The sequence below is a fragment of the Pseudomonas sp. B21-019 genome (assembly GCF_024749225.1).
Lineage (GTDB): Bacteria > Pseudomonadota > Gammaproteobacteria > Pseudomonadales > Pseudomonadaceae > Aquipseudomonas.
In genome coordinates this window covers 1,546,779-1,565,670 of the sequence record NZ_CP087193.1, presented here as the reverse complement: position 1 = coordinate 1,565,670, position 18,892 = coordinate 1,546,779, and the positions used below count along the sequence as shown (strand labels likewise).

General features: G+C 59.9%; 16 protein-coding genes. 4 read left to right on the top strand and 12 right to left on the bottom strand.

The genetic code is table 11. The features are described from left to right. Nucleotides 1-2 precede the first annotated feature (2 nt). Together LOY36_RS06920 and LOY36_RS06915 are read right to left on the bottom strand one after the other, a co-directional pair. A complete protein-coding gene (locus tag LOY36_RS06920; protein ID WP_258672730.1) occupies nt 3-1,184 on the bottom strand; it encodes a CaiB/BaiF CoA-transferase family protein in 1,182 nt (393 codons plus the stop codon). A gap of 143 nt (nt 1,185-1,327) precedes the next feature. After that, the gene (locus LOY36_RS06915) at nt 1,328-2,662 is read right to left on the bottom strand and encodes a dicarboxylate/amino acid:cation symporter (RefSeq protein ID WP_019650372.1); all 1,335 of its coding nucleotides are present in this window, start codon (nt 2,660-2,662) and stop codon (nt 1,328-1,330) included. A gap of 338 nt (nt 2,663-3,000) precedes the next feature. On the opposite strand from LOY36_RS06915, the gene LOY36_RS06910 reads away from it, so the two are divergent. Beyond that, complete coding sequence (locus LOY36_RS06910) at nt 3,001-3,999, top strand: AraC family transcriptional regulator (protein ID WP_258672729.1); 999 nt, start codon at nt 3,001-3,003, stop codon at nt 3,997-3,999. A 123-nt stretch (nt 4,000-4,122) separates the two neighbouring features. On the opposite strand, the gene LOY36_RS06905 is transcribed toward LOY36_RS06910, so the two are convergent. The 4 genes from LOY36_RS06905 to LOY36_RS06890 all read right to left on the bottom strand — a co-directional run bounded on the left by LOY36_RS06905 (nt 4,123) and on the right by LOY36_RS06890 (nt 7,641). Further along, nucleotides 4,123-4,482: a DUF6124 family protein gene (locus LOY36_RS06905; RefSeq protein ID WP_019581235.1), complete on the bottom strand. Its 360-nt coding sequence runs from the start codon at nt 4,480-4,482 to the stop codon at nt 4,123-4,125. 443 nt (nt 4,483-4,925) lie between these two features. Further along, nucleotides 4,926-6,272, bottom strand: a complete 1,347-nt coding sequence (locus LOY36_RS06900) for an ATP-binding protein (RefSeq protein ID WP_258672728.1) — start codon at nt 6,270-6,272, stop codon at nt 4,926-4,928. Continuing rightward, on the bottom strand, nt 6,269-6,946 hold the full coding sequence (locus LOY36_RS06895) for a response regulator (RefSeq protein WP_007937523.1): 678 nt from the start codon (nt 6,944-6,946) through the stop codon (nt 6,269-6,271). The genes LOY36_RS06900 and LOY36_RS06895 overlap by 4 nt, the downstream gene beginning before the upstream one ends. A gap of 92 nt (nt 6,947-7,038) precedes the next feature. Further along, entirely contained in the window at nt 7,039-7,641 is a 603-nt protein-coding gene (locus LOY36_RS06890; protein ID WP_064616496.1) for a hypothetical protein, read from the bottom strand. A 147-nt stretch (nt 7,642-7,788) separates the two neighbouring features. Here LOY36_RS06890 and LOY36_RS06885 point away from each other — a divergent pair, with 147 nt between their 5' ends. Continuing rightward, entirely contained in the window at nt 7,789-8,580 is a 792-nt protein-coding gene (locus tag LOY36_RS06885; protein ID WP_258672727.1) for a dienelactone hydrolase family protein, read from the top strand. A gap of 205 nt (nt 8,581-8,785) precedes the next feature. After that, nucleotides 8,786-9,511 carry a 4'-phosphopantetheinyl transferase gene (locus tag LOY36_RS06880; protein WP_258672726.1) on the top strand — a complete coding sequence of 242 codons (726 nt, stop codon included), beginning with the start codon at nt 8,786-8,788 and terminating at the stop codon, nt 9,509-9,511. A 24-nt stretch (nt 9,512-9,535) separates the two neighbouring features. Here the strand turns inward: LOY36_RS06880 and LOY36_RS06875 are convergent, their stop codons facing one another. Together LOY36_RS06875 and LOY36_RS06870 are read right to left on the bottom strand one after the other, a co-directional pair. Further along, nucleotides 9,536-11,146 (bottom strand): ATP-binding protein, encoded by a 1,611-nt coding sequence (locus tag LOY36_RS06875; protein WP_258672725.1) that lies wholly within the window; start codon nt 11,144-11,146, stop codon nt 9,536-9,538. Further along, nucleotides 11,143-11,856, bottom strand: coding sequence for a response regulator (locus LOY36_RS06870; RefSeq protein ID WP_019650367.1), 714 nt, complete (start codon nt 11,854-11,856; stop codon nt 11,143-11,145). The genes LOY36_RS06875 and LOY36_RS06870 overlap by 4 nt, the downstream gene beginning before the upstream one ends. 738 nt (nt 11,857-12,594) lie before the next feature. On the opposite strand from LOY36_RS06870, the gene LOY36_RS06865 reads away from it, so the two are divergent. Continuing rightward, nucleotides 12,595-15,489: a ribonucleoside-diphosphate reductase subunit alpha gene (locus LOY36_RS06865; RefSeq protein WP_028938897.1), complete on the top strand. Its 2,895-nt coding sequence runs from the start codon at nt 12,595-12,597 to the stop codon at nt 15,487-15,489. Nucleotides 15,490-15,740: 251 nt separating this feature from the next. Here the strand turns inward: LOY36_RS06865 and flgE are convergent, their stop codons facing one another. The 4 genes from flgE to flgB are packed head-to-tail and all read right to left on the bottom strand — an operon-like array spanning nt 15,741 to nt 18,679. Then, on the bottom strand, nt 15,741-17,054 hold the full coding sequence (gene flgE / locus LOY36_RS06860) for a flagellar hook protein FlgE (RefSeq protein WP_258672723.1): 1,314 nt from the start codon (nt 17,052-17,054) through the stop codon (nt 15,741-15,743). Between the two features lie 31 nt (nt 17,055-17,085). Continuing rightward, nucleotides 17,086-17,808, bottom strand: coding sequence for a flagellar hook assembly protein FlgD (flgD, locus tag LOY36_RS06855; protein WP_019650364.1), 723 nt, complete (start codon nt 17,806-17,808; stop codon nt 17,086-17,088). Between the two features lie 16 nt (nt 17,809-17,824). After that, the gene (flgC, locus tag LOY36_RS06850) at nt 17,825-18,268 is read right to left on the bottom strand and encodes a flagellar basal body rod protein FlgC (RefSeq protein WP_007937507.1); all 444 of its coding nucleotides are present in this window, start codon (nt 18,266-18,268) and stop codon (nt 17,825-17,827) included. Nucleotides 18,269-18,271: 3 nt separating this feature from the next. Further along, on the bottom strand, nt 18,272-18,679 hold the full coding sequence (flgB, locus tag LOY36_RS06845; protein WP_007937506.1) for a flagellar basal body rod protein FlgB: 408 nt from the start codon (nt 18,677-18,679) through the stop codon (nt 18,272-18,274). Nucleotides 18,680-18,892: the final 213 nt, after the last annotated feature.

Below are 18,892 nucleotides of genomic sequence, written 5' to 3'. Positions count from 1 at the left end.
CGCTAGATAACTACCTTGGCCCGCCGCAGCGCTTCAATCCGCTCAACACTAAACCCCAACTCCCCCAACACCTGATCCGTATGCTGCCCCCGCCGGGCGCCAATGTGCCGCGGCTCAGGCAACCCTGCTGAAAACTTCAACGGGCAGGCCATCTGCGCCTGGGTCGAGCCATCGCCCCGCGGCACCTCAGTCACCAGTTCCCGCGCCTGCAACTGCGGGTGCCCGACCGCTTCGCCCAGACTCAACACTGGCTCGACACACGCATCGGCCCCGGCAAACAGCTCACACAACCAGGCAAAGTCGTGTTTTTCGAATTCAATGTTCAGCGCGTCCTTTAGCGCCCGTTGCCGAGCGGGGTCGGACGACAGTCCCTCGGCCGCCAGTTCCGGACGGCCCAACGTCGTGCACAGTTGCTGCATGAACCCCGGTTCCAGACTGCCCACCGACAACCAGCGGCCATCGCGCGACCGGTAGTAATCGTAGAAGCTGCCGCCGTTGAGCATCTGGTCTTCCCTGCCCGGCTCAACGCCGCAGGCCAGGTAGCCGGCACCGGCCATGGCGTTCAGGCTGAAGGCGCAGTCAGTCATGCTCACATCCAGATGCTGTCCCTGCCCGGTCTGCTGCCGCGCGATCACCGCTGCCAGCAGCCCGATCACCCCATGCAACGAACCGCCCGCGACATCTGCCACCTGCATGCCCAACGGCAACGGGCCGCTGTCGGCGCGACCGGTGTAGCTCGAAAGGCCCGCCAGCGCCAGGTAGTTGATGTCGTGGCCGGCGCGGTCCTTGTAAGGGCCGGTCTGGCCGTAGCCGGTGATCGACACATAAATCAACCGTGGATTGATCGCCTTCAAGGCTTCATACCCCAGGCCCAGCCGTTCCATCACGCCAGGGCGGAACTGCTCCAGCACAATGTCGTAGTCCGCAAGCAATTGCTTGATCACCTCCAGCGCCTCGGGCTGCTTGAGGTCCAGCGCCAGGCTGCGCTTGTTGCGATTGAGATACGCGTGGCTGGCCGACACGCCTTGATCATGGGGCGGCAGCACCCGCAGCAAATCCATGCGGGTCGGCGATTCGATGCGCAGCACCTCGGCGCCCATGTCCGCCAGCAGCAACGAGGCAAACGGCCCCGGCAACAATGTCGAGAAATCCAGAACCTTGAGTGATGCCAGTGGACCGAGCATGAGCGTTCTCCAGTGCAATCCCCCAAGCCTAGGCAGCCCGGGACATTGCAGCAATCACCTTATGTGCCAGTGACGCTGACCGTTGCGCTCAAATCGCAGGCATGAAAAAACCCGCCGAAGCGGGTTTTTCATTACTACAGGGCTTACTTGGCGTTCGTCGGGGTTGCACCTTCGACGTGGCCCAAAACATCGTCTTTAGGCTCGTCGGCAATGCCGCGACCGCCCGAGGCCAGCTCGGATTGCAGCACGTCGGTGTCCAGTTCCTTGACCCACTTGGCCACAACAAGGGTGGCAACCGCGTTACCGATCAGGTTGGTCAGCGCACGGGCTTCGGACATGAAACGGTCGATACCGAGGATCAGCGCCAGGCCGGCAACCGGCAGGTGGCCAACAGCGGACAAGGTAGCAGCCAGTACGATGAAGCCACTACCGGTCACGCCAGCAGCGCCTTTGGAGGACAGCAGCAACACCACCAGCAGAGTGATCTGATGAGTGATGTCCATGTGGGTGTCGGTGGCCTGAGCAATGAACACTGCCGCCATGGTCAGGTAGATCGCAGTACCGTCGAGGTTGAACGAGTAACCGGTCGGGATCACCAGACCTACTACGGATTTCTGCGCGCCCAGACGCTCCATTTTGATCAGCATACGTGGCAGCACCGACTCCGAAGAGGAAGTACCCAGCACGATCAGCAGCTCTTCACGGATGTAACGAATCACTTTCAGCACGCTGAAGCCGTGAGCGCGAGCAATACCGCCCAGCACGACCAGAATGAACAGCAGGCAGGTGATGTAGAAGCAGGCCATCAGTTGACCCAGCTGCACCAGCGAGCCAACACCATAAGCACCGATGGTGAACGCCATGGCACCGAAGGCACCGAGCGGCGCGAGCTTCATGATCATGTTGATGATGTTGAACATCACGTGGGCGAAGCGATCGATGAAGTCCAGGATCGGCTTGCCGTAGGCACCCAGGCGATGCAGGGCGAAACCGAAGATCACCGAGAACATCAGCACTTGCAGGATATCGCCCGTGGCGAACGCACCGAAGATGGTGGTCGGGATCACGTTCAGCAAGAAGCCAACGACGCTTTGATCCGCACCCGCAGCCACGTAGGTTGCGATTTTGGAGGCATCCAACGTGGTGACATCGATGTGCATACCGTTACCCGGCTGCACGATGTTGACCACTACCAGACCGACCAGCAGGGCGATGGTCGAAACGATTTCGAAATACAGCAGCGCGTAACCGCCGGTCTTGCCGACCGACTTCATGTTCTGCATGCCCGCGATACCGCTGACGACGGTGCAGAAAATGATGGGAGCGATGATCATTTTGATCAGTTTGATGAACCCGTCACCCAACGGCTTGAGGGCTACACCGGTCTGCGGGTAGAAGTGACCGAGCAGGATGCCGATGGCGATGGCAACGATCACCTGGAAATACAGGGATTTGTACAGTGGCTGACGAGTCGTCATTGCAAAGTTCCTCAAGAGTGCCCGGTGACAACATCCATCTGTTGCCCAAGACACTTCAATTGCGAACCCTCCTGCACTGGAGGGATTTGTTTTGTCGAGCTGCGCAACGGCAGGCATCTGCTCGTTGTATCGCAAGGTGCGTGCCACATTCGCCAAAAAGCCTGCGAGCCTTTTGACATCAAGGGTTACAGGTTTCTTTTGGTCACCAACCGGTTACAACCATGTGGCGGATATCCGCCAACCCGCCTGACCTCGTCCTGCAATTTGGCGGATATCCGCCTTGTTCATCGTCGATGGGCACCGCTACCATCCATTGCTCAGTGGACGGACCTGCCCCCATGCGTGAACGCACCATCGCCAGCCATTTCGCCCGTGCCGCCCTCGGCGGCGCGCGCCGACGTGGCTACGACTATTCGAGCCTGCTGCAGCAACTGGGGATCAGCCCCGAGTTGCTTGAAGAACCGCGCGCCCGAATCGCGCCTGAACAGTTCACCCGGTTGATCCAGGGATTGTGGCTGGCCCTGGACGACGAATACCTGGGCTTCGGGCAGGCCCCGAGCAAACCCGGCAGCTTCGCGATGATGTGCCACGCGGTGATCCACTGCCGCACGCTGGAAAAAGCACTCAATCGCGGCCTGTTGTTTTACAGCCTGTTTCCCGGAGCGCCGCGTCTGACCCTGAGCCGCGAAGGCGAGATGATTCGCCTGAGCCTCGACGATTCGCCGCTGTGGGACCCGGACCACTTCCTCAGCGAAAGCCTGCTGGTGATCTGGCATCGGTTCGGCAGCTGGCTGATCGGCCAGCGCATTCGTCTGGAGCACGCCACATTCAGCTACCCGAGGCCCGAGCACGGGGCCGAATACGACTTGCTGTTTTCCTGCCCGCTAACGTTCGATACTACTCAGAGTAGCCTGCTGTTCCACGGCCGCTACCTGAACATGCCGCTGTTGCAGGACGAACGAACCCTCAAGCACTTTCTCGAACGCTCCCCCGCCGACCTGCTGTCACGCCCCGACGAAGGCGACAGCCTGAGCAGCCAGTTGCGGCGCTTGCTCAGCCGCGACAGCGCACGCTGGCCGGACCTGGAAGCGGTGGCGGCGCACCTGCACATCAGCCCGCAAACCTTGCGCCGGCATTTGCGTGAGGAAGGCACGAGTTTTCAGGAGTTGAAAGATCAGCTACGGCGGGACATCGCGATTTATCACCTGGGGCGGGCGGACCTGTCGTTGCAGCAGATTGCCGAGCAGTTGGGGTTTTCCGAACCTTCGGCGTTTCACCGGGCGTTCAAGAAGTGGACGGGGTTGACGCCGGGGGCCTATCGGGCTCAGGAGCTTTAAGATCAAAAGATCGCAGCCTGCGGCAGCTCCTACGGATTCGGTGTTCGCCGCCACATCGCGGTCGAACACAATCCCCTGTAGGAGCTGCCGAAGGCTGCGATCTTTTGATTTTGCTTTTGCTGCCTAGCCCTGCGGATCGAGGTTATCCAGCACTCGGTTAACGGCCAGCTCACCGAGCATGACCACCGATTGAATCCCCAACATCATGTTGCGATGTGGCATGTCCATCAACCCGGCGAACTCACTGAGCATCACGCTCGCCGATGCCAGGGATTCGCAGGCGTTGACCAGCAGGGTTTCGTTATCGACCTTCGCACCCACATGGTAAATGGTGCTGGGTTTGCGCTTGGTGTCTTTGGGAGTGGGCGGTTTGAGGTAATGATCGAGGGCGCGGTCGGCGGCTTCGTGGAGTTTTTTTGAATCGAGGGATTCGTACGGGGAGACGTCGTCGGGTGCTGGTGGATTAGGTGTTGGTTTGAACATGGATAAAGCCTCCTAGAGTCATGGAGCCGCCACTGTTCGCTGCGAGACGAAAGAAGGTGGCAGCTATACGCGGGTCGCAGACCGGGACTCTAGAACCGGCAGACCCGAAGGTCTCCCACGTACAGCCGCCATAATGTGAACGGAGGATGTTGTGCGTCTAGAGATACACGGGCTGCGAGACCCGATCGCTGATTCGTCAACGACAGGGAAACGATATAGCCCACGCCCCAGGCGCACTAGCCGGCGGATTCTGGCGTAGTCGTAGGCAGCGGCGCAAGGATGTGTAGGTTGGGTGAGTTTCTGGAAGTGTCGTTTAAACATCGCCGTTTAAGATCAAAAGATCGCAGCCTCGTTGCACTCGACAGCTTCTACAGGTGGACGCAAATCCCTGTAGGAGCTGTCGAGTGCAACGAGGCTGCGATCTTTTCGGCCAAGCCCCTACATCAAACCACCGGAAAATGAATCCGGAACGCCGCGCCGCCCATCGGCGAATCCCCCAGCGTCAGCTTGGCGCTGTAGCTTTCGATGATGTCCTTGACCACCGCCAGGCCAATTCCCTGCCCCGGATGCTGGCGGTCCAGGCGCTCGCCGCGTTCGAGAATTCGCGCGCGTTGGTCCGGAGGTACACCGGGGCCATCGTCTTCAATGCAAAGTTCAATGCCACTGAGGGTTTCGCGCACGCTGATGCGCACTTCGCTCAAACACAGGCGATAGGCGTTTTCCAGCAGGTTGCCCATCATTTCCAGCAAGGCGCCCTGCTCGATCGGCACGTAGCACTGATCCGGCAGATCGAAGGCGACCCGCACGCGTTTGTCGCGGTAGACCTTGTCCAGAGTGTCGCAGAGGCTTTGCAGCACCGGGCGCAAGCGTACCTGATGGCGCACCAGACCACTTTTGCGCAGGCTGGCCCGTTGCAGTTGATAGCTGATTTGCTGGCTCATGCGTTCGATCTGGGTTTGCAGCACCCAGGCCTGATCGCGCTCTTGCGGTTTTTGGGCCATGTCTTCGCTGACCCCTTGCAACACCGCCAGCGGGGTTTTCAGGCTGTGGGCCAGGTCGTCGAGGGAGTCGCGATAACGGCTGCGCTGTTCACGCTCGCTGTACAGCAAACGGTTGAGCGAGCCGGTCAGGCGCAGGAGTTCGCGCGGGTGCTGTTCGCTGAGGCTTTCGCGGGTGCCGCTTTCGATCTGGTCCAGCTCCTGGCTCAGCCGGCTCAACGCCTGCAAGCCCCAGGTCAGGCCGACCCAGAGCAAGACGAGCAGCACCAGCAACGCGGCACCGAAGCCCAGGTAGAGGTTTTCCCGCAGGCCTTCGAGGGTGACTTCGTATTCGCGCACCGGTTGCAGCGCGACGATGCTGAACGCCGCGCTTTTGCCGCCGAGCAGCTTGACCTCGACGTCATAGACGAAAAACTCTTCACCATTGGCCTCGCGAATCCTCGCGAACTCGTTACCGCGCCCGTCGTAACGCGGCTTGTAGTTGATGTTCTCTTCCTGGGTGGCCTTCGAGCGCCAGACCAGGTGACCTTCGCGGTCATAGATGTAGCCGAGCAAACGGCTGTCGGTGAGGTTGAAACGCTCATCGGGCAACTGCGCCGGCATCTGCAAGCGGTTGTTATCCACCCGGGCGGCGGAGATCAGCGTGGTGACGTCCGACGCCAGGCGCTGCTCGATGGAGTCCTGTAACGCCAGGCTGAACGCGCCCTGCATCGCCGGCAGTAACGCCAGCATGAACAACACCGCCAGGGTGGTGGCGGCGAGCATCAAGCGGACACGAAGGGAACGAATCAAGTGCAGCGCTCATTGAACAGGTAGCCGAGGCCGCGCACGGTATCGATCGGCTTGAACCCGGCCGGGCCTTCGAGTTTGCGGCGCAAGCGGCCGACCAGCACTTCGATAACATTCGGATCGCGCTCGTCGTCATCCGGGTAGAGCTGCTCCATCAAGCGGTCCTTGGCCACCACTTGCTGGTGATGCCGCATCAGGTATTCGAGGATCCGGTATTCGTAGGCGGTCAGCGCCAGCGGCTGGTCATCGAGGGACGCCTGTTTACGATTGAGGTCCAGCAGCAAGGGACCGGCGACGATGGTCGACTGGGTGAACCCGCTGGAGCGGCGCAGCAAGGCATTGAGCCGGGCGTCCAGCTCTTCGAACTGGAACGGCTTGACCACGTAGTCGTCGGCACCGGCGGCGAGGCCTTCGACCTTGTCTTGCCAGTTGCCGCGCGCGGTGAGGATCAGGATCGGAAACGTCTTGCCCTGGGAGCGCAGGTGACGAATCAGGTCGAGCCCGCCCATGCCCGGCAGACCGAGGTCGATCACCGCCAGGTCATGGTTGAACTGCTCGGCCTGATGCAACGCATCGATGGCGTTGGCCACGGCCTCGACCACGTGGCCGCTGTCCGTCAAACGGGTCTGCAGGTGATGACGCAACAGCGCTTCATCTTCGACAACCAGCAATTTCATAAGGCTCTCCGGGGCAAATCAACATCTCCAAAGGTCAGTCAAGCCCGCTCCCACAGGTTGCGAGGCTTAACTGACTGGCAACCAAACGCTGTTTAGAAAGCGTAGTTGGCGGACAGGTACGTCTGGGCGCTGCTGGTCAAGTCCAGCGAACCCTGTTTGCTACCGCCGCGCTCGCTCATCTCGGTGCTGGCGTTGCTACGCAGGTAACGGTAACCCAGCTCGACCGAGGTGTTTTGCGTAACTTGCTGCAACACGCCTAGCTGGCCGCCAATGGCGTAACCGATGTCGCTGTCGCGGCTGAAGCCTGGCGATTCCTGGGTCATTTTGGTCAAACCGGCCGTGGCACCGCCGAACAGTTTGGTGCTGCCACCCACTGGGTAAAACAGATCGTAGCTGCCCAGCAGGTTTTCCTGACGCAGTTTAATGCCATTATGCGAGCCCGACACGTTGTCATAAGTGGCGTAGTAGCGGCCCTGGCTGTCTTGCTGGCCCACACGCAAACCCCAGGTGTTGTCCTTGCCGATCACACCGTCGGCGTTCGGATGGTTGAGGTTGTCGTTCAGGGCACTGGATTTTTTAACCTTGTCGCTGGTCTGGCCAAAGGTCAGGCCGGCAAAATTGGTGGTGTCGGCGTGGGCGGCAACACTGGCGCCCATCACGGTGAAAGCCAGCAGCAGTTTTTTCAATGTAGTCATTGGGGAATTTCCTCATGCGCTATGTGCTTTTTGGGTACGGGGCAAGGTTACTGACCTCACCCTGTACAGCCCCTGAACGCACTCTGAACCTGGGCTGAATCAAATCGACTACGCTGTCTTGACGTTTGTTTATAAGGAGATTCAGCCATGCGTGTGTTGCTCGCCCTTGTATTACTGGCCATGAGCGGGGTCAGCCAGGCCGCCATCAAGACCCAGGAAATTCCCTATCAGAGTGCCGATGGCACCAAGCTGATTGGCTATTACGCCTACGACGACGCCATTAAAGGTCCGCGTCCGGGTGTGGTGGTGGTACATGAATGGTGGGGCCTCAACGACTACGCCAAGCGGCGCGCCCGCGATCTGGCCGGTCTGGGCTACAGCGCGCTGGCGATCGATATGTACGGCGACGGCAAGAATACCGAACACCCCAAGGACGCCATGGCGTTCATGCAAGCAGCGTCGAAGGACAGTGCAGCAGCCAGCGCGCGATTTCAGGCCGGGCTCGATTTGCTGAAGAAACAGCCACAGACCGATCCGGCCAAACTGGCGGCCATCGGCTATTGCTTCGGCGGCGCAGTGGTGCTGAATGCCGCACGTCAGGGCTTGCCGCTGGCGGGCGTGGTGAGTTTTCACGGTGCACTGGCGACCAATACGCCGGCGGCGCCTGGCAGTGTGAAAGCGAAAATCCTGGTGGAGCATGGCGCGCTGGACAGCATGGTCACGGCGGAAAACGTGACGGCGTTCAAAGCCGAAATGGACAAGGCCGGTGCCGACTATAAATTTGTCAGCCTCGAAGGCGCCAAGCATGGCTTCAGCAACCCTGATGCGGATCGTCTGAGCCACGGCGATCATGGCGGGCCGGACATTGGTTACAACAAGGCCGCCGATGAGAAATCGTGGGCGGATATGCAAGCGTTTTTCAAGAAGATCTTTGGCTGACACACCGACAGCATTGCTCCCTGTGGCGAGGGAGCTTGCTCCCGCTCGGCTGCGAAGCAGTCGTAAAGGCGGCAAACGCGTTGTACCTGACGAAATGCGGTTGCAGGTTTTGGGGCCGCTTCGCTACCCAGCGGGAGCAAGCTCCCTCGCCACAAAAGCCCTCAGCCACTACCCAGCCTCAAGGCAACCCGGCAAAATGCCCGTCATGAATCCCGTCCCCGCCCTACCCGCCTGCTGCACCCCGCTCGACGCCCATTGGCCGCTGCCGTTTGTGCTGCCCGATACGGTCCTGCTGGGCACTCACTTCGATACCAAGCAATTGGCCAGCGATGATTTCCAGCGCAGCGCCATCGAGCCGCCCGCGAGCATCCAGCGTTCGGTGGCCAAGCGTCAGGCCGAGTTTCTTGCCGGGCGGATTTGCGCTCGGGCCGCGTTGCAACAGCTGGAAGGGCTGAGCTTCATTCCAGCCATTGGCGAAGACCGCGCACCGGTGTGGCCCGCGCATATCAGCGGTTCGATCACCCACAGCACCGGCCGGGCCGCGGCGATTGTCGCGAACAAGGCCCATTGGCGCGGTTTGGGGATGGACCTGGAAAACCTGCTCGACGCAGAACGGGCCGAACGCCTGTCCGGGGAAATTCTCACCGGGCCTGAGTTGCAGCGCATGGCCGCCGGGGCTCGCGATCAGTTGGCGATGGTGGTGACGCTGACGTTTTCGGTGAAGGAAAGCCTGTTCAAGGCGCTCTACCCGATCGTCCAAAAGCGCTTCTATTTCGAACACGCCGAAGTGCTGGAGTGGAGCGAGGGCGGTGAAGTGCGGTTGCGGTTGCTGACCGACCTGTCCAGTGAATGGCATAGCGGCACTGAGCTGGATGCGCAGTTTGCGGTGATGGATGGGCAGTTGTTGAGCCTGGTCAGTATCAAGGCCTGAAGCCCCCCGGTCACGTACCCAACCTCAACGCCGTTCCTGATTCCTCGGCCAGCTCAAACTGAAACACGCCCCGCCCAGGCTTTTGCTCTTGCTGATCAGCGCTCGCCCGTCGTGCCAATGGATGATCCGCCGCACAATCGACAACCCCAGCCCATGCCCACCCGAGGCGCGGGTGCGGCTGTCGTCGAGGCGCAGGAACGGGGTGAAGATTTTCTCCCACGCGGTTTCCGGCACACCCGGCCCGTCATCCTCGACATCCACCCGACAGCGCTGCTGCCCCACCTGATAGCTGACGGTCACCCGTGAATGGGCATGGCGCATGGCGTTGCTCACCAGGTTCTGCAACGCCCGGTGCAGGTAACGCGGCTCGGCCTCAACCCAGGCGCCGTCGCAATCGGCGGCCGACAGGCACAAACCGCGTTGCACCGTGACCTCGGCGCGCAACGGCGCCAGTTCCTCGATCACCTGATTGACCAACGCATCCAGATCGATCCGCTGGAAATTCAGCGCCGGCGAGCCCTGCTCCAGCCGCGCATAGGTGAGCATCTCGTCGACCAGTCGGTCGAGGTCTTCGATGTCGTGGTCCATCCCTTCGCGGTATTTCTCCAGCGCCTCAGGCGTGGTGGCCGAGCCAATCATCTCCAGGCCAAAACGCAGGCGCGCCACCGGTGTGCGCAATTCATGGGACACGGCACGCACCAGTTCTCGCTGAATCGCCAACAATTGCTGCAAGTGCTCAGCCATGCCGTTGAACGCCGAGGCCAGGCGCCCTACCGAGTCCGCGCCGCGTGCCGGTACGCGGGTTTCCAGGCTGCCCTTGGCAATGCGTGTAGCGGCGGCTTCGAGACCGCGCAAACGGCGCTCCAGTTGCCGCACCAACAGATAGACAATCAAACCAATCAGGCTCAGGCCAAGGGCCGCGATCAGCACCAGCCACTCGGGCGGGTAAGGATTCATCTGATACAACGGGCCAATTTCCAGCACCCACGGCGTACCGACCATGCCGGCAAACACCCGGATCGAATCGCCGCCCTTGCCCAACGCCATCACTGTGTCGCCTTCAGACACGCGGCGGCTCTGGTCTTCGTCCATGTCGGCCTCATCAACCGTCACCAGCCGCAGATCGAAGCCGAAACCCTTATCTTCCTTTAACTGCTCCAGACGCTTGGGCTGCTCGGCCACCGGGTAGCGCACCAGTTCATCGGCCAGCAGGTAAATAGTCGCCCGCGCCAGTTGCTCGCTGATCTGCTGGACTTCACCGGTGAGCACCAGTTGTTCCTTGTCGCTGACCAGGCGATAAACCTTCGCCGCGTGCGGCCCGGTCTGCTCCACCAATGCCTGGCCGTGCAGCACGCGGGTACGCTGCGTCAGGTCGAGGTCGGTCTGGGGGAACGTCTTCAGCGCCAGCGGAATCCCGAGCAAGCGCTCCCACAACAGCAAGGCCCGGTGGCGCTCGGTTTCGTTCATCGGCTGCAGGTTATCGGCCATCAGCGAGAATGTGCCGTGAGCCAGGCGCTCGCGGTACTGCTCGCTGCGTACCTGATTAAGCAGGTGCAAGGCCAGCACACCGAGCACGGCCACCAGAATCAGCGCCGCGCACATGCCGCCATAAATACGCAGGAAGATCGAGTTCACAGGGTGCAGGCTTCCGGCACGAACAAATAGCCTTTGCTGCGGACCGTCTTGATCAGCCGCGGATGCTCCGGGTCATCGCCGATCTTGGGGCGGATGCGCGAGATGCGCACGTCGATGGAGCGGTCCTGGCCGTCATAACCGATACCGCGCAGCGCGGTGAATATTTCTTCGCGGGACAGAATACGCCCGGCATTGGCCACCAGCAGCCAGAGCAAATCGAACTCGGCGCTGGTCAATTCGATGCCTTTGTCATGCAGCCAGGCTTCGCGCAATGCATTGTCCACCACCAACGGGCCGAACTGCAGGCGCCGGAGTTTTTCCGGGGCCACCTCCGGGGCTTCGCTGCGGCGCAGCAGGGCTTGAATACGCGCGAGCAATAAACGTGGACGCACCGGTTTGCAGACGTAGTCGTCGGCGCCCAGGTCCAGGCCAAGAATCTGATCGGTGTCATCGGTGCGCGCGGTGAGCATCAGGATCGGCCCGTCATAGCGGTCGCGAATCTTGCGGCAAATGCTCAAGCCATCTTCGCCGGGGAGCATCAGGTCGAGAATCACCAGGTCCGGTTTCTCCTTGATGATGCGTGCTGCGGCCAGGGCGCCATTACCCTCGATCGATACTCGCAGGCCATTGGCTTCCAGGTAATCGCGGGTCAGTTCGGCCAGACGCTGGTCATCCTCGACAATCAATACCTGCCAGGCTTCTTGCTCCACGATGACCTCTGCTTGCCAACACCATCAATAAGGAAGGATCCACCCGTCTTTTTGTAATGATTGGGGAGGATAAGAATGCATCTGCATGGGCCGATTGTATAAACGCCGCACGTCTGGAACACAAGCCGGTAAATGCGTTCGGACACGACGGTTTTTTGTGATAGGGTTCGCGCCCTTAAAAATCCGGATGACTGTTTTCTGTCGCTGAAAATCAGTGAAAAATGATCGGCTCCAGCTAGGTCGCGGCCTACACGCCTGTTCCCTCTTTCACACACAATTTACGCACAGGTTTATCCACAGGTAGTACGTTGCAACACCCTCCAAAACGCATTATCTTGTACCTCGGCGCAAAAAAAACCCTACATGTAGGGTTTTACGCCAAAAACCAAACACAAACCGGACACCGATTTCAAGCGCTTTTATTGCCTCTTTCCGGTTGAACCAAACGTATTTTCGAAAGACCAAACCGCGTGTGCGGATGGCTACTGTTTTTAAGCCCGAAACGGCGATAACGGTACGGGTGTTGCAGTCATTTACTGCCACTCAAAACGGAATTCGGTTTCAGGCCCAAGGCGTGACACCAAAGACTTCGGCATGGAAGCGGCGCCCAATAGCCCCCTTCCTGATCTGTCCCGAAGTTGGTATGCCCGGCCCTCGCCGGTTGTAGTGCTTCAGGACAGAACGGTGGGCACCGTGATGGTGCCCAAACAAACATAGAGAATGTGGAGATACCCCCCCATGCAAACCGACACAACTCGCGAGAACCCGCAGGGCACCTTGCCGCAGGCCACCGATTCGAATTCGGATCTGTCCGCCACCGCGCCTGGCCAACTGCGCGTGATCAAGCGTAACGGCACTGTCGTCCCTTACACCGATGACAAGATCACCGTCGCCATCACCAAAGCGTTTCTCGCAGTTGAGGGCGGCACCGCTGCCGCTTCGTCGCGAATCCACGACACCGTTGCCCGCCTGACCGAACAAGTCACCGCGACTTTCAAGCGTCGCATGCCTTCGGGCGGCACCATCCACATCGAAGAAATCCAGGACCAGGTCGAACTGGCCCTGATGCGTGCCGGCGAGCAGAAAGTCGCCCGCGACTATGTGATCTACCGTGACTCCCGCGCCAAAGAGCGCGCAGCGCACTCCCCTGCCGAAGAAGCCGTCAACGCTCACCCATCGATCCGCATCACCCGCGCCGATGGCAGCCTCGCACCGCTGGACATGGGTCGTCTGAACACCATCGTTACCGAAGCGTGCGAAGGCCTGGAAGAAGTCGACGGCGAGCTGATCCAGCGCGAAACCCTGAAAAACCTGTACGACGGCGTGGCCCTGACCGACGTCAACACCGCCCTGGTGATGACCGCCCGTACGCTGGTCGAGCGTGAGCCGAACTACTCGTTCGTGACCGCCCGCCTGCTGATGGACACCCTGCGTGCCGAAGGCCTGGGCTTCCTCGGTGTCGCCGACAGCGCGACCCACCACGAAATGGTCGACCTGTATGCCAAGGCACTGCCTGCATACATCGCCAAAGGTATCGAATTCGAATTGCTGAACCCGGTTCTGGCGTCCTTCGACCTGGAAAAACTCGGCAAGGCGATCAACCACGAGCGCGATCAGCAGTTCACGTACCTGGGCCTGCAAACCCTGTACGACCGTTACTTCATCCACAAGGACGGTATCCGCTTCGAACTGCCACAGATTTTCTTCATGCGCGTGGCCATGGGCCTGGCGATCGAAGAGAAGCAGAAAGAAGACCGTGCGATCGAGTTCTACAACCTGTTGTCGTCCTTCGACTACATGTCCTCGACCCCGACCCTGTTCAACGCCGGCACCCTGCGTCCACAGCTGTCGAGCTGCTACCTGACCACCGTGCCGGATGACCTGTCGGGCATCTACCACGCGATCCACGACAACGCAATGTTGTCGAAATTCGCAGGCGGCCTGGGCAACGACTGGACTCCGGTTCGGGCGCTGGGTTCGTACATCAAGGGCACCAACGGCAAATCCCAGGGCGTCGTGCCGTTCCTGAAAGTGGTGAACGACACCGCCGTCGCCGTTAACCAGGGTGGCAAGCGCAAAGGCGCTGTCTGTGCCTACCTGGAAACCTGGCACATGGACATCGAAGAGTTCATCGAACTGCGCAAGAACACCGGTGATGACCGTCGTCGTACCCACGACATGAACACCGCCAACTGGATCCCTGACCTGTTCATGAAGCGTGTCTTCGATGACGGCAAGTGGACCCTGTTCTCGCCGTCCGAAGTACCGGACCTGCACGACCTGACCGGCAAGGCCTTCGAAGAGCGCTACGAGTACTACGAAGCCCTGACCGAGTACCCGGGCAAGGTCAAGCTGTTCAAGACCATCCAGGCCAAAGACCTGTGGCGCAAAATGCTGTCCATGCTGTTTGAAACCGGCCACCCATGGCTGACCTTCAAAGACCCGTGCAACCTGCGCAGCCCGCAGCAGCACGTGGGCGTGGTTCACAGCTCGAACCTGTGCACCGAGATCACCTTGAACACCAACAAGGACGAGATCGCTGTTTGCAACCTGGGCTCGATCAACCTGCCGAACCACATCGTCGACGGCAAGCTGGACACCGCCAAGCTGCAACGCACCGTGAACACCGCCGTGCGCATGCTCGATAACGTGATCGACATCAACTACTACTCGGTGCCGCAAGCGAAGAACTCCAACTTCAAGCACCGTCCGGTCGGTCTGGGCATCATGGGCTTCCAGGACGCTCTGTACCTGCAGCACATCCCTTACGGTTCCGACGCTGCCGTCGAGTTCGCCGACAAGTCGATGGAAGCGGTCAGCTACTACGCGATCCAGGCGTCCTGCGACCTGGCTGACGAGCGTGGCGCCTACGAGACGTTCCAGGGTTCGCTGTGGTCCAAAGGCATCCTGCCGCTGGATTCGCAACAGATCCTGATCGAGCAGCGTGGCCAGAAGTACATCGACGTTGACCTGAACGAAACCCTGGACTGGGCACCGGTTCGCGCCCGTGTACAGAAAGGCATTCGTAACTCCAACATCATGGCCATCGCACCGACCGCAACCATCGCCAACATCACTGGCGTGTCGCAGTCGATCGAACCGACCTACCAGAACCTCTATGTGAAATCGAACCTGTCGGGCGAATTCACCGTGATCAACCCGTACCTGGTTCGCGACCTGAAGGCTCGCGGTCTGTGGGACTCGGTCATGATCAACGACCTGAAGTACTACGACGGTTCGGTGCAGCAGATCGAGCGCATCCCGCAAGAACTCAAAGAGCTCTACGCGACGGCCTTCGAAGTGGACACCAAGTGGATCGTCGACGCGGCCAGCCGTCGTCAGAAGTGGATCGACCAGGCTCAGTCGCTGAACCTGTACATCGCCGGCGCTTCGGGCAAGAAACTGGACGTGACCTACCGCATGGCCTGGTACCGTGGTCTGAAAACCACTTACTACCTCCGTGCCCTGGCCGCGACCAGCACCGAGAAGTCGACCATCAACACCGGTAAGCTGAACGCTGTTTCCAGCGGCGGCAACCACGGTGACGACTCGGTCCTGGCAGCCCCAGCCGGTCCAGCTCCAGTGCCGAAGGCTTGTGCCATCGACGAGCCGGATTGCGAAGCTTGCCAATAAGCTGAGCCGGTAGGCGCTCCAGGGCGCTTACCTGAAACCCCCGATGAGCCTCTGGCTGGTCGGGGGTTTTCTTTTGCCTGCTTTTAAGGTCAGAAGATCGCAGCCTCGTTTCACTCGACAGCTCCTACAGGAAATCCCGCGCCCCTTGTAGGAGCTGTCGAGTGAAACGAGGCTGCGATCTCTTGATCTTGATTCTGCAAGACAAAAAAAACCCCTCGTGAGAGGGGTTCTTTATGCAGCGCTATACAGCATCAGGTCATCTGAATGATGGTCTGCATGATGGTGCTCTGGGTGGAGATGGTCTTGGCGTTCGCCTGGTAGTTGCTCTGCGCCTTGATCAAATCAACCAGCTCGTTGGTCAGGTTGACGTTGGACTCTTCCAGCGAGTTGGACACGACCGAACCCAGGGTACCGGTTTTCGGCGCATCGACACCGGCCACGCCGGAAGCGAAGGTTTCTTTCCAGCGCGTACCGCCAATTGGCTGCAAGCCTTGCTCGTTGGCGAAGCTCGCCACAGCCACCTGGCCGATGGCCTTGGTTTGCTGGTTGCTGAAGTTGGCGGTCATGACGCCGCTGGCGTCGATGGTCAGGCTGGAGATCTGGCCGGTGGCGTAGCCGTCCTGGTATTGGGCGGTACGGGCGGTTGGCGAGTTGTAAGAGGTGGTCAGCGCCATGTTGAACGCGATACCGCCAGTGGCCGCGACGGAACCGTTCGGGCCCCAGGTCGGCGGAATGGCAGCGGCATTGATCACAGCTCCTGGCACCCAACCAGTCATGGTCAGCGTGTTGCCGGTTTGGGTCCAGCCAGCGCCGGCTGTCAGCGTGTTGATGCTGCCGTCGGAGTTGAAAGTGATGTCAGCAGTGATCGCCACTGGAGGCGTGGTTGCAGGGTTGGCCGGGGAGCGACCGTCCATGTAGGTATAGACACGCCACGCGTTGGTACCCGTTTTCACGTAGTACTGGTCCATGGTGTGCTCGTTACCCTGGCTGTCGTAGACCTTGGTGGAGATGGTCTTGTTATAGCTGTTGGTATCGGTCGGGCTGAACGGGGCCACGGTCGGCGTGGTTTCCGCCGAGTTCAGGTTCATCGTCTGATCAACCTTGGTAGTCGGATTCGGCTTCAGGCTCGAGGTATCGATCTTCAAGTCAGTCAACACACCGTTGATGATCTTGCCATTGGAGTCGACGCCATAACCCTGCAAGCGGTTGCCGTTGTTATCGACCACATAGTTTTGAGCGTCGGTCTTGAACGCACCGGCACGGGTGTAGCTCAGGGAACCGTTGTCGCTGAGGATGAAGAAGCCGTTGCCCTGGATACCCATGTCCAGCACGTTGCCGGTGTTGTTCACATCACCCTGGCTGAACTGCTGGGAAACGTTGGCCAGGCGCACGCCGTTACCGATGGTCTTGCTGCCGGTACCCAGGCGAGTGGCCGAGTACACGTCTTCGAACTCTGCACGGGACGATTTGAAACCGGTGGTCGCAACGTTGGCGATGTTGTTGCCGGTCACGTCCAGTTGTTTGTTGGCCGCATAGAGACCGCTAAGGCCGATATTGAAAGACATATTCCACTCCTTTGTGCCGTGTTAGTCGGCTCTATAGACCAATGGTTTGCACTTTGGACAGGGCAACGCTGCCCAGGCCTGCCAGGTTCAGCATCAACTCACCGCCGGTCTGGCTGATGGTCACGCTGTTGACCGTTGCCGGCAGGTAAGTAATCAGTGAGGTGTTCTTGCCGTCGATGGTGCTGGTTGCGCCGAAGGTGTAAGTACCCGCCGGTGCCACCGCGCCCGAACTGTCCTTGCCGTCCCAAATGAAGCTGGCATTACCGGCGTTTTGACTACCCAGGTCGAGGGTGCGGATGACCGTGCCTGCCGAGTTGGTGATCTTGACGGTGGCTGCGGAAACCGATGTCGGCACCACGACGGTACCGTTGAGGCTCTTGGAGGTGTCGACCACGGCCTTGTCGGTCTGCGCGATGACCGAACGGCCCACCAGCGAAGAAGCCTGCAAGGCTTGCGACGAGTTGTAGTTGCCGGCAATGCCGCTGACGGTCTGGTTCAGCGTGGTGATGCCTTCCAGGCTACTGAACTGCGCCAACTGGGCTACGAACGCGCTGTTGTCCTGAGGATCGAGCGGGTTCTGGTTTTTCAGCTGGGTGACCAGCAGTTGCAGGAACGCATCCTTGCCTAATGCCTTGCTGCCAGTGGCACTGCTGGTTGCCGCGGAAAGACCATCACTGGTGGTCGTGGTCTTGACCGAAGAGTTGGCCAGGACATCCTTGAGACTTACGCCGCTGGTGGTATCGGTAACACTCATCGAAAGTCGCCCCTTATCACTGACCGAGGGTCAGGACCTTCTGCATCATGGTTTTGGCGGTGTTCATCATTTCGGCGTTGGTCTGGAACGAACGGCTCGCGGAAATCATGTCGGCCATCTCTTCGACGACGTTGACGTTCGGGTAGTAGACGTAGCCCTTGGCATCGGCGGCCGGATGATTCGGCTCGTAGCGCGCTTCAAGGTTGCTCTGGTCTTCGACCACACCCAGCACTTGCACGCCTTGACCGGCCGCGTCCTGGTTCTGGAACAGCGAATCGCTGCCGCCGCTCTGGCCACCCTGGAACATGGTGGCGAACACCGGGTGACGGGCGCGGTAGGTCTGGTCGATGCTCGACGAAACAGTCTCGGCGTTGGCGATGTTACTGGCGACGGTGTTCAAGCGAGTGGTCTGGGCACTCATGCCGCTACCGGCAATGTTGAAAACACTGGACAGGGACATGAATTACTCTCCGCGCAGGGCTGACACCAGCCCTTTGAATTTACTGTTGAGCAGGGTGAAGCTGGCCTGGAAGTTGACCGCGTTTTCCGCGTAGTTCGACTGTTCCAGTTGGGCGTCCACGGTGTTCTGGTCGATCGACGGTTGCATCGGCGTGCGATACATCAGCGACTCGTCGCCATTGCCCAGGCCTTCAGCTTCGATGTGACGGCTGTTGGTCATGCTCAAGGCGAACTTGCCGTTTTTGGTTTTCTCGTTTTGCTCGGCGAGCACTTTCGAGAAGTCCAGATCCCGAGCCTTGTAGTTCGGGGTGTCGGCGTTGGCGATGTTGTTGGCCAGGACTTCGGCACGCTGAGCGCGGAAGCCCAGGGCTTGTTCGTGGATACCGAGCGCTTTATCGAAGCTGATGCTCATGTCGGGAAACCTTCGGGTGACCTGATTTTTCGTAACGTGAACATAGCAAGCGGCGTGCCAATTCAAAAAAGCCCGTAAACCGGGGCTTTGCGAGCAGTGACGAGGCGGCAATGCCAGAAAAGCGGCAACCGATTTCCGCCGCCTGCCGCTTTTCTGCCGCTTTCCTACATTGCGACACGCCCCCTCGTAGGAGCTGCCGAAGGCTGCGATCTT

What these genes read in the sequence shown, in the direction of transcription:
- LOY36_RS06880 (WP_258672726.1), top strand. Translation starts at nt 8,786, where the DNA reads ATGAATCCCGTCCCCGCCCTACCCGCCTGCTGCACCCCGCTCGACGCC.
- LOY36_RS06895 (WP_007937523.1), bottom strand. Translation starts at nt 6,946, where the DNA reads ATGAAATTGCTGGTTGTCGAAGATGAAGCGCTGTTGCGTCATCACCTG.
- LOY36_RS06920 (WP_258672730.1), bottom strand. Translation starts at nt 1,184, where the DNA reads ATGCTCGGTCCACTGGCATCACTCAAGGTTCTGGATTTCTCGACATTG.
- LOY36_RS06905 (WP_019581235.1), bottom strand. Translation starts at nt 4,482, where the DNA reads ATGTTCAAACCAACACCTAATCCACCAGCACCCGACGACGTCTCCCCG.
- flgC (WP_007937507.1), bottom strand. Translation starts at nt 18,268, where the DNA reads ATGTCCCTGTCCAGTGTTTTCAACATTGCCGGTAGCGGCATGAGTGCC.
- flgD (WP_019650364.1), bottom strand. Translation starts at nt 17,808, where the DNA reads ATGAGTGTTACCGATACCACCAGCGGCGTAAGTCTCAAGGATGTCCTG.
- LOY36_RS06915 (WP_019650372.1), bottom strand. Translation starts at nt 2,662, where the DNA reads ATGACGACTCGTCAGCCACTGTACAAATCCCTGTATTTCCAGGTGATC.
- LOY36_RS06910 (WP_258672729.1), top strand. Translation starts at nt 3,001, where the DNA reads ATGCGTGAACGCACCATCGCCAGCCATTTCGCCCGTGCCGCCCTCGGC.
- flgE (WP_258672723.1), bottom strand. Translation starts at nt 17,054, where the DNA reads ATGTCTTTCAATATCGGCCTTAGCGGTCTCTATGCGGCCAACAAACAA.
- LOY36_RS06885 (WP_258672727.1), top strand. Translation starts at nt 7,789, where the DNA reads ATGCGTGTGTTGCTCGCCCTTGTATTACTGGCCATGAGCGGGGTCAGC.
- flgB (WP_007937506.1), bottom strand. Translation starts at nt 18,679, where the DNA reads ATGAGCATCAGCTTCGATAAAGCGCTCGGTATCCACGAACAAGCCCTG.
- LOY36_RS06865 (WP_028938897.1), top strand. Translation starts at nt 12,595, where the DNA reads ATGCAAACCGACACAACTCGCGAGAACCCGCAGGGCACCTTGCCGCAG.
- LOY36_RS06890 (WP_064616496.1), bottom strand. Translation starts at nt 7,641, where the DNA reads ATGACTACATTGAAAAAACTGCTGCTGGCTTTCACCGTGATGGGCGCC.